Source organism: Kineococcus sp. AC630, assembly GCF_979255925.1.
The window spans coordinates 22720-34940 of record NZ_CEEDMJ010000037.1 but is presented as its reverse complement, the minus strand read 5'-3'; the positions used below and the strand labels follow the sequence as shown (position 1 = coordinate 34940).

Sequence of the window (12221 nt, the reverse complement as noted above, 5' to 3'; positions counted from 1 at the left end):
GTCGCCCCGGCCAGCTGTGCCGCGACCGTGGCCCCGGCCGAGGTGCCGCCCGTCAGGTCGGCGTCGCTGACGTCGAGACCCGCCTCGAGCAGCCCCGCCCCGACCACCGCCCTCGTCCTCGGGGGTGGCGGCTCGACCGGCAACGCCTGGCTGATCGGCGTCGTGGCGGGGCTGCTCGAGGCGGGTCTCGACGTCAGCGACGCCGACCTGACGGTCGGCACCTCGGCCGGGGCCACGGTCGCGGCACAGCTGGCCGGGGCGACCTCCAGGGAACTGCTGGCCGCCGCGCTCGTCCCACCGCCCACCCGGACCGGAGGCGGAACGGGCCGCCCGGTGAGCGACCACCTGCAGCGCCTCCGTGACCTCATCGCCGGGTCGCAGGACGCGGCGGACATGCGTCGCCAGCTCGGGGCCGCGGCGTTGGCGACGGACTCCGACGCCTCCTGGTCGATGCAGTGGCGCGACACCGTAGCGGCCCGGTTGCCCCGCCCGGACTGGCCGCAGCGCAGACTCCTGCTCACCGCGCTCGACGCCCGCACCGGCGACGGGTTCACCTTCGACCGGAACTCCGGGGCGGACCTCGTCGACGCCGTCGCGGCCAGTTGTTCCAGCCGTCTCCCGTACCGGATCGGGGAGGACCGCTACCTCGACGGCGGCTACCGCCGCAACGAGAACGCCGACCTCGCCGCCGGGTACGACCGGGTCCTCGTGCTCTCGCCGCTCGGCGGCAGGACCCTGTACCCGCCGGCCTGGAGGATGCAGCTCGCGGCCCAGGTCGAGGAGCTCGAGGCGGGCGGGAGCCACGTCGAGACGGTCGTCCCCGACGCCGAGCACGAGCACCTCTTCGGCGCGAACGCGATGGACCTCTCGCTGCGCCCGGCCGCCGCGCGGGCCGGTGCCGCACGGGGCCGCGATCTCGCCCACCGCCTCGGTGCCTCCTGGGCGCAGCGCGGGACCTGCTGAGCCCGCGGGCCCGGGAGTCTCAGAAGCGGAAGGTCGAGACGAGGCTCTGCAGGTCGCTCGCGACCCGGGAGACGTCCTGGCTGGTCGTCGCGGTGTGCCCGGCGGAGTTCGCGGACTCCACGGCGCCCTGGGCGATCCCGGACATGTTGGCGGAGATCTCGCCGGCGCCGGCGGAGACCTCGGTGACGTTGCGGACCATCTCCGACGTCGTGGCGGACTGCTCCTCGACGGCCGCCGCGATGGTCGACTGCAGCGCGTCGATGCGGGCGATGACCTCGGAGATCTCCGCGATCGCGGCCCCGGCGGCGGTCGCGTCGGCCTGCGTCGAACCGACCTTGGCGACGATCTCCTCGGTCGCGCGGGCCGTCTGCTGCGCGAGTTCCTTGACCTCGTCGGCGACCACGGCGAACCCCTTGCCCATCTCCCCGGCGCGGGCCGCCTCGATGGTGGCGTTCAGGGCCAGCAGGTTCGTCTGCCCGGCGATGGAGGTGATGAGCTTGACGACCTCGCCGATCTCACGGCTGGAGACCGCGAGGCGGGTGAGGGTCTCGTCCGCGGCCTGGGCGGCGACGACGGCGGTGCCGGCGACCTGGCTGGCGTCGGCGGTGGAGGCGGAGATCTCGCGGATCGCGGCCGTCATCTCCTCGCCGGCGGCGGCGACGGTCCCGATGTTCGCGGAGATCTGCTCGGTGGCCGCGGAGACGACCTGGCTCTGGTGCGAGCTCTCCTCGGCGCCGGCGGACATCTGGGTGGCGACGGTGGTGAGTTCCTCGGCGGAGGCGGCCAACGTGGAGGAGTTCGCGACGATCTGGGCCATGACCGAGCCGAGACGCTCGGTGGAGGCGTCGAGGGCCTGAGCCATGACGCCGATCTCGTCTTTGCTGGTGAGGCCGACGCGCTCGTCGAGGTGCCCCTCGGCGAGGCCACGCACGACCGCGACGACCCGGTGCAGGGGACGGGCGATGCTGCGGGCGATCACGGTGGCCATGACCAGCGAGGCCAGAGCGGCGACGGCGATGGTCGCGACCATGAGGACGGCGGCGCGGGCGTAGGCCGCGGCCCCGGCTTCCCGGGAGGCCTTCGCCGCGGCGAGCTCGCGGTCGTCCATCTCCCGCAGCTGCTGCTCCAGGGAGGCCTCCAGGGGCTTCACCGTCGCGTCGAACCGACCGCTGAAGGCGCTGGAGTCGAACGACTGGGCGATCTCCTCCAGGCCCCCGCGCGCCGTGAGGTACTGGGCGAGGGCCGTCTCGAAGGCGTCGAGCTGCGCCGGGGTCTGCACCGGGTCGGAGGCCAGGTAGGCCTTCCAGTCGGTGTCCAGGGCGGTGTCGGCGGCCCGCAGGTCACCGACCGCCGCCGTGGTGTGCGTGTCGTCGGAGGCGATGACGAGGTCGTCGAGGCTCTTCAGGCTCTGCACGAAGTCGGTCTGCACCTGCTGCAGGGTGCTGACCGAGACCACGCTGTTGGAGTACATGTCCTCGAGCCGGTGCTGGGCCGAGCGCAGGCCGAGGAACCCGACGGCCCCGACGGTGACGATCAGGACCACCACGACGGTGAAGCCGGCGAACAGCTTCGAGGCGACCCTCAGGTCCCGCAGACGCGACATGCCACAACTCTCCGCTCATGGGTCCCGCCGGAGGAGTCCGCAGGCTCTCCACCACTTGTCGGCAGTCGTCACCCTCGGTCCTGAGCCCCACAACACCGTGACCACCCGGTCGGCCCAACGGTGACCGGTCCTCGTGGGGTCAGTCGAGCCCCCGGGCGGCCAGCGCCTCACCCAGCGCCTCGGCGTGCGCGACCGTGCGGACCAGCGTCGGCACGAGCAGCGCCCGCGGGTCGCCACCGAGTCCGCGGGCGGCGGCGGCCTCGCGCGACTCCGCGAGCAGGCGACCGACGACGGGGATGCTGGTGATCGTCAGGGTCAGCCCGAGCGCCAGCCGGTCGGGGTCCACCCCGAAGCGGCGCAGTGGTGTGGCGGCCCGCACGACGGTGTCCAGCACCGCCGGGACGGGCGTCGTGGCGGTCACGACCGTCGCCGCCCACAGGCACGCGAGCAGACCCGCGACGGTGGCGACCGCGCGCAGCGGCCCCGCGCTCCACAGCTGCACCACCGCCAGCGCGAGGAGCAGCACCCACACCCGGCGCACCTGCACGAGCAGCAGCCGCACCCGCAGCCCGCCACCGCGGGCGAGGACGACGACCAGCACGCCGAGACCGACCGGGACCGTGGCGGCGACCACGTCCGGGGCCACCAGCCGCACCACCCCGACCACCGTGCCCAGGACGAGCAGGACGGCCAGCTTGGCCCCCGGAGCGGCCCGGTGCAGCCAGGAGTCACCCGGTTCCACCACCCCCAGCAGCGGCGGCACCCCGAGCAGGCCGCGCCTCACCCGGCGGCCCGGCGGTAGGCGGCGACGACCTCGGCGGGACCCCCGTCGCCCCGCACCCGGCCGTCCTCGATCCACAGCACCCGGTCGGCGCGGCCGGCGAGGTCCAGGTCGTGGGTGGCGACGACGACCTGGGCGACGGGGGCCGGCGGGTCCCGCAGGACGTCGCCGACCCGACGGGCGGTGCGCAGGTCCAGCAGGGTCGTCGGCTCGTCGCAGAGCAGCACCCGCGGACCGGTCGCCAGCACGGAGGTCAACGCCAGCAACTGTCGCTGCCCGCTGGAGGCCTCCCGCACCGACCGGTCGGCCAGGGCGCCCAGCCCCGCGGCGGCCAGCAGTTCCCGGGCCCGGGCGTCGTGGTGACGGCGGGGGACCTCCGTGCGGCGCAGCGACAGGGCCACGTCCTCGACCGCCGTCGGCATGACGAGTTGCGCGTCGGGGTCGGTGAAGACGAAACCGACCCGCCGCCGCAGCGCCTTCAGCTCGCGTTCGGGGTCGAGGCCCTCGACGGTGATCCGACCGGCGTTGGCCAGGACGAGACCGTCCAGCAGCCGCAGCAGCGTGGACTTCCCGGAACCGTTGGGCCCGATCAGCGCCGTCATCGGGCTGCTCGCCGGGTCGATCTCGAGGTCGAGGTGGTGCAGCACGGTCCGTTCACCGGCCTCCACACTCACCCCCGCCAGGCGGATCACGGGACGTGCGACCTCAGCGGGCGGTCAGGCGGGGGAAGGCGCGGTGCACCGGGGCCGCGACGAGCACGGCGAGGACGACCTTGACGAGGTCGGCGGGCACGTAGCCGAGGCAGAGCGCAGCAGCCTTCGCCCAGGTCAGGCCGCCGCCCCAGGCCATCCCGGGGATGCCGAAGGCGTAGACGACGAGCAGCCCGCCCACCACCGTCCCGGCGACCAGCCCGAGGACGGTGCGCCCGCGGCGCACACCCGCGCGGGTGATCAGCCCGGTGACGAAGGCGGCGAAGGGGTAGGAGAGCAGGAACCCGGCGCTCGCCCCCGCGAACACGCCGAGCCCGGCGCCCCCGTTGGCGAAGACCGGGACACCGGCCGCCCCGATCACGAGGTACAGCGCCGCGGCCGCCGCCCCGCGCCACGGGCCGAGCAGGGCACCGCAGAGCATGATCCCCAACGTCTGCAGCGTGATCGGGATGGCCAGCAGCCCGATCGGGATGCCCGGGGTGAGGGCCAGCGCGCACACCAGGGCGGCGAAGACGGCGACGAGGGCCAGGTCCCGGGAGGGTTCGACGGGACGGCGCAGACCGGCGTCGGGGGCGGTCGCCGGGCGCCGGCGGGTGGGCGAGGTCACGGGCCGAAACCTAGCGGACGGTGCACCGGTACCGAGGGCCGTAGAATCGTCCTCGACCCCCGTCGTTCGAAACCCTTGAGAGCTGCCCTCGTGATCGTCGCGTCCGACATCGAACTGCGTGCAGGGGCCCGTCTCCTCATGGAGGGCGTGAACTTCCGTGTCGCCGCCGGCGACCGCATCGGACTGGTGGGCCGCAACGGCGCCGGGAAGACGACCCTGACCAAGGTCCTCGCCGGGGAGGGACAGCCCGCCTCGGGCACCGTGACCCGCTCCGGGGAGATCGGGTACCTGCCCCAGGACCCGCGTGCCGGCGACCCCGAGATGCTGGCCCGCGACCGCATCCTGGCCGCCCGCGGCCTCGACGACGTCATCGCCAAGCTGCGCAAGGCCGAGGTCGACATGGCCAGCGAGGACGACAAGGTCCGCGACAAGGCCATGGACCGCTACACCAAGCTGGACGCCCGCTTCGTGGCCCTCGGCGGCTACACCGCCGAGAGCGAGGCCGCCCGGATCTGCGCGAACCTCAACCTGCCCGAACGCATCCTCGAGCAGCAGCTGAAGACGCTCTCCGGGGGTCAGCGCCGCCGCGTCGAGCTCGCCCGCATCCTGTTCTCCGCCAGCGAGACGCTGCTGCTGGACGAACCGACCAACCACCTCGACGCCGACTCCATCGCCTGGCTGCGCGACCACCTCAAGAACTACGCCGGTGGGCTCATCGTCATCAGCCACGACGTCGAACTGCTCGAGGTCGTCGTCAACCGGGTGTTCCACCTCGACGCCAACCGCGCCACCATCGACCTCTACAACGTCGGCTGGAAGAACTACCTCAAGCAGCGCGAGACCGACGAGAAGCGCCGCATCCGCGAACGCGCCAACGCCGAGAAGAAGGCCGGGACGCTGCTGCTGCAGGCCGCCAAGATGGGAGCCAAGGCGACGAAGGCCGTGGCGGCGCAGAACATGGCCAAGCGCGCCGAGCGGCTGCTGGGCAGCCTCGAGGAGGTCCGCGTCCAGGACAAGGTCGCCAAGCTGCGCTTCCCCAAGCCCGCCCCCTGCGGCAAGACCCCGCTGATGGCGGAAGGGCTGTCGAAGTCCTACGGCTCGCTGGAGATCTTCATGGGCGTCGACCTGGCCATCGACCGCGGCTCGCGCGTCGTCATCCTGGGGCTCAACGGCGCCGGGAAGACCACGCTCCTGCGGATGCTCGGCGGGGTCGAGCAGCCCGACACCGGCGAGATCATCGGCGGCCACGGCGTCAAGATCGGGTACTACGCCCAGGAGCACGAGACGCTCGACGTCAACCGCTCCGTGCTGGAGAACATGCGCTCCGCCTCCCCGGACCTCGACGACACCCGGGTCCGCACCGTCCTCGGCTCGTTCCTCTTCTCCGGCGACGACGTCGACAAGCCGGCGGGCGTGCTCTCCGGCGGGGAGAAGACCCGCCTGGCCCTGGCCACCCTCGTCGTCTCCAGCGCCAACGTGCTGCTGCTGGACGAACCGACGAACAACCTCGACCCGGCCTCGCGCGCCGAGATCCTCGACGCGCTCAAGCACTACGAGGGTGCCGTCGTGCTCGTCACCCACGACGAGGGCGCCGTCGAGGCGCTCGGCCCCGAGCGGGTGGTGCTGCTGCCCGACGGGGTGGAGGACCTGTGGAACGCGGGCTACCAGGAGCTCGTCTCGCTGGCCTGAGGTCGAGGTCGAGGTGGCTCGAGGAAGTCCTGCACCACGGCGGTGAACTCCTCGGTGCGCTCCACCCACGGGTGGTGGCCGGCGCCTTCCAGGAGGCGCAGTCCCGCGCGGGGCAGCAACCCGAGATCCCGACCAGCTCGGCGACCGGAGCCAGGTGGTCCCAGCGTCCCGGGCCGCCGTGCACGATCACCACGGGCCGGGCGCCCGGACGGATGCGCGACGCCGTCCTCGACCGGGCGCCTTCGTGCAGCTGCACCGTCTCGATCACGTCCCTCCCCACGGGGGCCGTCAGCCCCAGCCGCAGTCGTGGAGGACCGTGGCCAGGGCCTGCTGCGCCGTGCACGCCGCGTCGAGGGTGCGCTCGTCGACTCCCGTGAGCGGGTCCCGGTCCCGCCACCAGGAACGCATCTCGGCCTCTCCGAACTCGTGCGCCACGTCCCCCTTCGTCGCGTGCCGACGCAGCGTCTCCTCGAAGGGGACCTCGTAGCGGTAGCAGCGACTCGTCCCGGCGTGCTCGGCGACCAGGCCGCGCAGCACGTTGCCGTGGATCTCCTCGTGGAGGATCCCCTCGACGACCACGTGGAGTCCGTGGTCCAGGGCGAAGCGCGCCGTGAGGTCCAGGAGCCCGACGGACAACGCGCCCGGCCGGTCCTCGACGTGCAGCACCTGACGCCGCAGGACGTCCTGACCCAGGACCGCGACGCCGCGGGGACGCGCCGCCCGGAGCGCGGCGGCCAGCGTCGACTTCCCGCTGCCGGAGTTCCCCCGGACCACGATCAGCCGGGTTTCCGAGGTCCCGCACCTCCCCGTCCGCGTCACCACGCCGGTCTGGCGGGTCGACCCTCCCACGATGAAACGTTTGTGCAGGTCGGAGTGGGGGTCCGAAGATCACGGAAGGAGCAGTGATCTCCCCGTTCGAGTGGCCGGAACCGCTGCTGGTGGTGACCATGGAGGGGGTCCTGGGGTCTGCGACGACGTTGAGGAGAGGTCGGGATGACCGAAACGATCAAGCGGGGAACCCGGTTGAGCGGTTCCGAACGGGAGCAGCTCGCCGGCGAGCTGTCCAAGGGTTACGCCGAGGGGAAGAGCATCCGCGCACTCGCCGAGGAGACAGGTCGTTCCTACGGCTTCGTGCACCGGTTGCTCAGCGAGAACGAGGTGACCCTGCGCAGTCGTGGCGGGGCCACGCGCGGCAAGACCCGGCAGGGCTGAGAGGCCGCTGCCGAGCGGGGGGCCGACCGTTCACAGCGAGCGGTCGGTTCCCCCGTCCACGGTGAGCGATGCTCCCGTGATGTAGGACGCCGCGGGGGAGAGCAGGAACACCGCGGCGCGGGCGAACTCGTCGGGGAGTCCGGCCCGGCGCAGCGGGATGTCCTCCAGCACGTCGGGGGCCAGTTCGGCGGAGTCCTCGAACTCCAGCGGAGAGCTGGCGTCGACGTGCCCGGCGAGCAGGTTGTTGATCCGCACCCCGCGCGGGCCGAGTTCGTCGGCCAGGGCCTTCGCGGCCATCGCCAGGCCCGGACGCAGCCCGTTCGCCACGCCGGCGTCCATGACGGGCGTGCGGACGGTGCTGGAGAGCAGCAGCACCATCGAGGCACCCTCCCCGGTCGCGGCCTTGCCGACCGAGCGGGCCAGGCGCAGCGGGCCGAGCAGGCTCGACTCGAACGCCTCGCGCCACGCCCCGTCGGAGGCCTCCAGGACGGTGGAGGTGGGCGGAGCCCCGCAGGAGATGACCGCGCCGTCCAGGCGCCCGAACCGGGCGTGGGCCGCGGCGACGAGACGGGTCTCGGTGCCGGGGTCGGAGATGTCGCCCGGGACGGGCAGCAGACGGGACGGATCGCCGATGCTGGGCATCACCGTGCGCAGTTCGTCCTCGTCTCCCGCGTGCAGCACGAGGAGTGCACCTTCGTCGGCGAGCACCCTGGCGCAGGAGAGCCCGAGCCCGGTGGACGCACCGGAGACGATGTACACGCGGTCACTCAGGCCCAGGTCCATGGGTCCATTGTTGCGCAGAGTGGCCGTTGGTACACGCAGCATGATCGTTTGCCCCCGAACGGGCGAATCTCAGTTGGTCCGCAGACACCCGGGATCTTCTAGAACCGCTGGTCAGCGGCGTCCAGTTCGGCATCCTCGGCCTGCTCGTCCACCCCGGACCGCACCGCGCGCCGGGCACCCCGGCGTGGCGCGGGAGCCGCCTCGACCGCCTCGACGGTCTCCTCGACCCGTTCACCCTCCGTGGTCTCCGTGGTCTCCCTGGCCTCTTCGGACTCGCCGGTCTCGCCGGCCCGCAGGTCCAGCTCCCGCCGGCCCGCGACGACCCAGACGACCAGCGCCGTCAGGGCGAACCCGAACCACTGCACCGTGTAGGCCAGGTGCGGCCCCTCGTCGACGTCGGGACGCAGCGCCGGAGCGGGGGCGGTGGCCGCGGACGGGTCCTCGGAGGCGAGCACGGCGTACCCGTCGAGCAGTCTCAGCCCCGGCACGGCCGCCGCGACCTGCGCACGTCCGATGGAGCCGACCTGGCCGGCCGGGACGGTCCCGCGCTTGGCCTCCTCCCACTGGCGCAGGCGCGCCACGACGGTGACCTCGCCCTGCGCCGGGGCGGGCAGCGTGTCCGGACGGTCGGTGTCGTCGCCGGCCGCCAGCCAGCCGCGGTCCACGACCAGGGCGGTGCCGTCGCCGAGCACCAGCGGCACGAGCACCTCGTAGCCGGCGGTGTCGTCGCGCGGCCGGTTGCGCACCAGCAGGGTGTCGGCCACGTCGTAGGTGCCGGTGACCCGCACCGGCGTCCACACGTCGGCCGTGGCCAGCTCGGAGCCCGCGGGCAGCACCCGGGTGACGTCGACGGGTCGTGCGTCGTAGTTCTGGACCAGGGGCGCGTTCGCGGCCAGACGTTCCTCACGGCGGTGCCACTGCCAGCGACCCAGGAGGAGGCAGACGAACGCGATCAGGACGGCGACCGCCAGTCCACGCAGCCACCGTGGTTCACGCAGCAGTCGCAGAACGCTCACGCCCGCAACTGTGCCACTTCGAGAACCTCGCGCAGGAAGCCCCTCGCCCCGAGGAACTCCGACAGGTGGTCGCGGTGCTCGGCACAGGCCAGCCACGTCTTGCGGCGTTCGGGGGTGTGCAGGCTCGGGTTGTTCCACAGCAGGCCGAAGTCGGCGTGGTGGGTGCACCCCCGAGCGCTGCAGACGGGGTCCGAGGGCGGCTCGTGCATCGAGACCACGGTCGGAGGGGAGTAGTGCGGCGAGGCATCGCCATGAGTCGTACCGGGCTGTGCACCAGGTTCCACGTCAGCAGTCTCGCACCGAGCGACGTCCCGTCCAACCCTGCGTGAACGCCGGATGTCAGCGGACGTCGTCCCGGGGGGAGCGCACGGACGTGATCGTGGCCTCGATCGCCGGGAGCTGCTCCGGGGGCCGCGGGGCCGGCGCGGTGATGTCGAAGGAGTCCGGGGCGGGCCCGCGGGACTCCCGGCCGGCGTTCGCGAGCACCACGGCGATGTAGGGCAGCACGAGCGCGCCACCGACGAAGGCCCAGCGGATGGGGTGGTCGATGAACGCGAAGCACAGGAAGCAGAGCGTGCGGATGATCATCGAGATGACGTACTTGCGGTACCGCACCCCCATGTCGTCGGTCTGGGACGTCGGGGCGGCGGTGATCTGGTAGCTCGGTTCCTGCTCCTGCACACGTTCACGCTATGCCTGCCCGACGACCCCCACCCGCCCAGTTCACAGCCGGATGCGTTATTTTCGCCCATCGTGTCGCAGCTCACTGCCCCCACCGGCGAACGAACTCCCCGCAGCGTCCTCGTGACCGGCGGGAACCGTGGCATCGGCCTCGCCGTCGCCCAGGCCTTCGCGGCCGCCGGTGACCGGGTGGCGATCACGTACCGCTCCGGGGAGCCGCCCGCAGGGTTGTTCGGGGTCCGCGCCGACGTGACCGACCCCGCCTCCCTCGACGCGGCCTTCGCCGCCGTGGAGGCCGAGCACGGCGCCGTCGAGGTCTTGGTGGCCAACGCCGGCACCACCCGCGACCAGCTCCTCATGCGCATGAGCGACGAGGAGTTCGACTCCGTCCTCGACGCCAACCTCGCGGGGGCCTGGCGGGTGGCGCGCCGTGCGGTGCGCGGGATGGTGCGGGCCAAGAAGGGACGCCTGATCTTCATGTCCAGCGTCGTGGGCCTCTACGGCTCCCCGGGCCAGACCAACTACGCGGCGTCCAAGTCCGGTCTCATCGGCCTGGCCCGCTCCATCGCCCGCGAGCTGGGCAGCCGCGGCATCACCGCCAACGTCATCGCGCCCGGGTTCATCGACACCGACATGACCCGTGCCCTGCCCGAGGCGACCGCCACCCAGTACAAGGGCAGCATCCCCGCCGGCCGCTTCGGTGACGTCGCCGAGATCGCGCAGGCCGCGTTGTTCCTCGCCGACGCCGGCTACGTCAACGGGGCCGTGCTGCCCGTCGACGGCGGCCTCGGGATGGGGCACTGAGGTGGCGGACCCGAAACCCTCCGGGGGCCGGCGCCTGGCCCTCTACGGCGTCGTGATGATCGTGGTCATCCTCGGCCTGGCCGGGCTCTCCACCTGGGCGCTCAACCGCGGCTGAGCGCCGCGTCCCCGGGACCGCTCCGTCCGGCTTGGTCGAGCAGGTCGGCCTCCTCGACGTCGTCGCGGGTGATGCCCAGCAGCGGCAGGACGGCGTCGAGGTAGGGGACGTTGAGGGCCGCGTCGGCCTGTTCGCGCACGACGGGTTTGGCGTTGAAGGCGATCCCCAGCCCGGCCGCGGCGAGCATGTCGAGGTCGTTCGCACCGTCGCCGACGGCGACGGTGCGGTGCAGCGGGAGTCCCTCCGCGGCGGCGAAGTCGCGCAGGGCCACGGCCTTCGCCGCGCGGTCGACGACGGGTCCCGTGACCCGCCCGGTGAGCGTGCCGTGCACCACCTGCAACCGGTTCGCCCGCACGTGCGCGATCCCGAGTTCCGCGGCGAGGGGGCCGACGACCTCCAGGAACCCCCCGGACACCAGGGCCAGGGTGAAACCCAGCCGGTGCAGCGTCCGGCACAGGGTCCGCGCCCCCGGGGTGAGGACGACGGCCGCACGGACGGCGTCGATGACCGAGACGTCGAGACCCTCGAGACAGGCCACGCGTTCGCGCAACGAGGCGGCGAAGTCGATCTCCCCGCGCATGGCGCGTTCGGTGACGGCCGCCACCTCCGCCTCGCGTCCGGCGTGCGCGGCCAGGAGTTCGATGACCTCCTGCTGGATGAGGGTCGAGTCGACGTCCATCACGACGAGGCGTCGACCCATCCGGGCCAGACCGGCGGGGGAGACGGCCGCGTCGAGGCCGTGCCGGCCGGCCTCGACGGAGAGCGTGCGGCGCAGGGCGAGGAGTTCCTCGGGGCCGCCGTGGGTGGAGACGTCGAGTTCGACGCTGGTCACCGGGTGGACCGACATCCGCCGGATCCGGTCGACGTTGGCCCCGGCCTCGGCCAGCACCGTGGTGATCCGCGCGATCGCGGCGGGCACCAGCGGCGCTCCGAGCAACGTCACGTGCAACCGTCGCGGCCGGGCCGTGACGAGCACCTCTTCCGGTGCGGCGCAGGTCACCTCGAGCCCCTGCAGGCCGGCGACGGTTCCGGGGGAGACGGCGAGGGCCACCGCCCCGGGAACCGGGTCGGTGACCAGCGCCGACAAGGTCAGGATCCCGCCGACGACGACCTGCTCCACGTCCAGCACGTGGGCCGCCGTCCCGGCGAGGGCGGCGAACAACGCCGACGTCACCCCGGGCCGGTCGGGTCCGGTGACGGTCACCAGCACCGTGGTCGCGGAGGGGTTGTCAGGCACGCCCGGAACCCTACCGGGCG

General features: G+C 73.1%; 14 protein-coding genes. 4 read left to right on the top strand and 10 right to left on the bottom strand.

The features are described 5' to 3' along the window. Positions 1–66: 66 nt before the first annotated feature. Positions 67–963, top strand: coding sequence for a patatin-like phospholipase family protein (locus AC0I8G_RS24560; protein WP_471732293.1), 897 nt, complete (start codon positions 67–69; stop codon positions 961–963). A gap of 19 nt (positions 964–982) precedes the next feature. Here AC0I8G_RS24560 and AC0I8G_RS24555 read toward each other — a convergent pair whose 3' ends face one another. The 4 genes from AC0I8G_RS24555 to AC0I8G_RS24540 form a co-directional block, all read right to left on the bottom strand. Continuing rightward, the gene (locus tag AC0I8G_RS24555; protein ID WP_471732285.1) at positions 983–2566 is read right to left on the bottom strand and encodes a methyl-accepting chemotaxis protein; all 1584 of its coding nucleotides are present in this window, start codon (positions 2564–2566) and stop codon (positions 983–985) included. Positions 2567–2705: 139 nt separating this feature from the next. Continuing rightward, positions 2706–3350 carry a CbiQ family ECF transporter T component gene (locus AC0I8G_RS24550; protein WP_471732284.1) on the bottom strand — a complete coding sequence of 215 codons (645 nt, stop codon included), beginning with the start codon at positions 3348–3350 and terminating at the stop codon, positions 2706–2708. Further along, entirely contained in the window at positions 3347–4039 is a 693-nt protein-coding gene (locus tag AC0I8G_RS24545) for an energy-coupling factor ABC transporter ATP-binding protein (protein ID WP_471732283.1), read from the bottom strand. Before AC0I8G_RS24545 ends, AC0I8G_RS24550 begins: the two co-directional genes overlap by 4 nt. Before the next feature lie 13 nt (positions 4040–4052). Beyond that, a complete protein-coding gene (locus AC0I8G_RS24540; RefSeq protein WP_471732282.1) occupies positions 4053–4664 on the bottom strand; it encodes a biotin transporter BioY in 612 nt (203 codons plus the stop codon). A 90-nt stretch (positions 4665–4754) separates the two neighbouring features. Here AC0I8G_RS24540 and AC0I8G_RS24535 point away from each other — a divergent pair, with 90 nt between their 5' ends. Further along, a complete protein-coding gene (locus AC0I8G_RS24535; protein WP_328296008.1) occupies positions 4755–6353 on the top strand; it encodes an ABC-F family ATP-binding cassette domain-containing protein in 1599 nt (532 codons plus the stop codon). Positions 6354–6641: 288 nt separating this feature from the next. On the opposite strand, the gene AC0I8G_RS24530 is transcribed toward AC0I8G_RS24535, so the two are convergent. Continuing rightward, positions 6642–7202, bottom strand: a complete 561-nt coding sequence (locus tag AC0I8G_RS24530; protein ID WP_471732281.1) for an AAA family ATPase — start codon at positions 7200–7202, stop codon at positions 6642–6644. Between the two features lie 144 nt (positions 7203–7346). Between AC0I8G_RS24530 and AC0I8G_RS24525 the strand changes: the two genes are divergently transcribed. Beyond that, positions 7347–7565 carry a helix-turn-helix domain-containing protein gene (locus AC0I8G_RS24525; RefSeq protein WP_380256458.1) on the top strand — a complete coding sequence of 73 codons (219 nt, stop codon included), beginning with the start codon at positions 7347–7349 and terminating at the stop codon, positions 7563–7565. Between the two features lie 30 nt (positions 7566–7595). Here the strand turns inward: AC0I8G_RS24525 and AC0I8G_RS24520 are convergent, their stop codons facing one another. From AC0I8G_RS24520 to AC0I8G_RS24505, 4 genes are all read right to left on the bottom strand, one after another. Continuing rightward, entirely contained in the window at positions 7596–8348 is a 753-nt protein-coding gene (locus tag AC0I8G_RS24520) for an SDR family oxidoreductase (RefSeq protein ID WP_471732280.1), read from the bottom strand. A 98-nt stretch (positions 8349–8446) separates the two neighbouring features. Beyond that, positions 8447–9364: an SURF1 family cytochrome oxidase biogenesis protein gene (locus AC0I8G_RS24515; protein WP_471732279.1), complete on the bottom strand. Its 918-nt coding sequence runs from the start codon at positions 9362–9364 to the stop codon at positions 8447–8449. Next, entirely contained in the window at positions 9361–9573 is a 213-nt protein-coding gene (locus AC0I8G_RS24510) for a hypothetical protein (protein WP_328296013.1), read from the bottom strand. The genes AC0I8G_RS24515 and AC0I8G_RS24510 overlap by 4 nt, the downstream gene beginning before the upstream one ends. Before the next feature lie 130 nt (positions 9574–9703). Further along, entirely contained in the window at positions 9704–10045 is a 342-nt protein-coding gene (locus AC0I8G_RS24505) for a DUF3099 domain-containing protein (RefSeq protein ID WP_380256466.1), read from the bottom strand. Positions 10046–10117: 72 nt separating this feature from the next. On the opposite strand from AC0I8G_RS24505, the gene AC0I8G_RS24500 reads away from it, so the two are divergent. Continuing rightward, complete coding sequence (locus tag AC0I8G_RS24500; RefSeq protein ID WP_471732278.1) at positions 10118–10849, top strand: SDR family oxidoreductase; 732 nt, start codon at positions 10118–10120, stop codon at positions 10847–10849. 101 nt (positions 10850–10950) lie between these two features. On the opposite strand, the gene serB is transcribed toward AC0I8G_RS24500, so the two are convergent. Continuing rightward, positions 10951–12201: a phosphoserine phosphatase SerB gene (gene serB, locus AC0I8G_RS24495; protein WP_471732277.1), complete on the bottom strand. Its 1251-nt coding sequence runs from the start codon at positions 12199–12201 to the stop codon at positions 10951–10953. Positions 12202–12221: the final 20 nt, after the last annotated feature.

Bases quoted from the DNA above. Each gene is read 5' to 3' on its own strand.
- AC0I8G_RS24520 (WP_471732280.1), bottom strand. From the start codon at position 8,348: ATGGACCTGGGCCTGAGTGACCGCGTGTACATCGTCTCCGGTGCGTCC.
- AC0I8G_RS24555 (WP_471732285.1), bottom strand. From the start codon at position 2,566: ATGTCGCGTCTGCGGGACCTGAGGGTCGCCTCGAAGCTGTTCGCCGGC.
- AC0I8G_RS24510 (WP_328296013.1), bottom strand. From the start codon at position 9,573: ATGCACGAGCCGCCCTCGGACCCCGTCTGCAGCGCTCGGGGGTGCACC.
- AC0I8G_RS24525 (WP_380256458.1), top strand. From the start codon at position 7,347: ATGACCGAAACGATCAAGCGGGGAACCCGGTTGAGCGGTTCCGAACGG.